The organism is Gudongella sp. DL1XJH-153 (assembly GCF_049310905.1).
Taxonomy (GTDB): Bacteria; Bacillota; Clostridia; order Tissierellales; family Tissierellaceae; genus Gudongella.
In genome coordinates, this window is the sequence record NZ_JBMEMN010000080.1 from 1 (window position 1) to 1,296 (window position 1,296).

Sequence of the window (1,296 nt, forward strand, 5' to 3'; positions counted from 1 at the left end):
AACTACAAAGATTCTAATTTCACACATTTTCGAGAGCTTTTGGAAGAACGGGAAGATATATCTATCAGCTATAATGCCTTATATACTCTTCTCACTTCAAATGGATTTAAAAGTCCCAAGAAGAGACGTAAATCCAAGAGCCACAACAGGCGTAAAAGAAAATCCAGACAAGGTATGCTGATCCAGGTTGATGCAACACCTTTTGAGTGGTTTGAAGGCTCTGTGAAGTATTCTTTGCACGGTGCCATAGATGATGCCACTGGTCAAGTTGTCGGCCTTTATATGACCAAAAACGAGTGTCTACATGGCTATCTTGAAGTCATCAGGCAATTGATCCTAAACCATGGCGTTCCTACCTGTATATACAGTGATATGCACACAATATTCAGGTCTCCTATTGCAGGCAAAGTCTCAGTGGAAGAACAGCTAAAGGGTAAATCCATCAACAAGACACAGTTCGGAAGGGCCATGGAAGAACTGGGCATTTCATTAATTTATGCCAGGTCACCACAAGCTAAGGGAAAAGTCGAAAGATTGTGGAATACGTTGCAGAGCAGGTTGCCTACGGACCTTAAGATAGCTGGTGTTACCACCGTTGAACAAGCTAACGAGTTTTTAACAGACTATATCACTTCATTCAATTCCAAATTCGCTGTCGAACCTGAAGAACCCATATCAGCCTACACTCAGCTACCCGACTACTTGAATCTAGACCACATTTTATGTGTCAAGTTCGACAGAGTTACAGACAACAGCAGCGTTTTCTCCATCCACAGCAAGCATTTTATGGTTGTCGGTTCACCAGAGTTACCTGAAGTACCAAAGAAGTCAAAGATAAATGTAATAATCAGCACTTCAGCAGGCATTAAGGTAGAGTATCAAGGGAATGTATATGATGCTATCAACTACATTAAACCTAAGAAATCTAATGCTTCAGAAGGTAGATCAAAGTCAAAGTACATACCACCAGATGATCACTATTTCAAATATGGAAGTGACAAATTCAAGAAACTCTACTTTGATGAAAGTTATGAAGAAGTACTTGCGCTACTGCAAGAGATATTCCTTCGCAAATACGCTTAAAAGCTAATTCCTACATAATTTGAGGCTAATCCTTGAATAGTTGAGTAGATTTAAAATGTCAAGGACAAGCTTGCTTGTTCATACATCCTTGACATTTTAAATTGAGCAACTAGAATTACCTGGCCTCAAATTAATTAACCACTTAATTATCTACTGACATTTTCAAAAGATAATTAGACTAGTTTTTACTGACATTTTCAAAAGTTATTGACA

The 1,296-nt window shown here is 38.5% G+C and carries 1 protein-coding gene; it reads left to right on the forward strand.

Going from position 1 to position 1,296, the window contains the following annotated elements:
* Positions 1–1,083, forward strand: a 1,083-nt coding sequence (locus ACOEN1_RS13415) for an ISNCY family transposase (RefSeq protein WP_422487398.1), incomplete at its 5' end; no start/stop codon positions are given.
* Between the last annotated feature and the right edge of the window lie 213 nt (positions 1,084–1,296).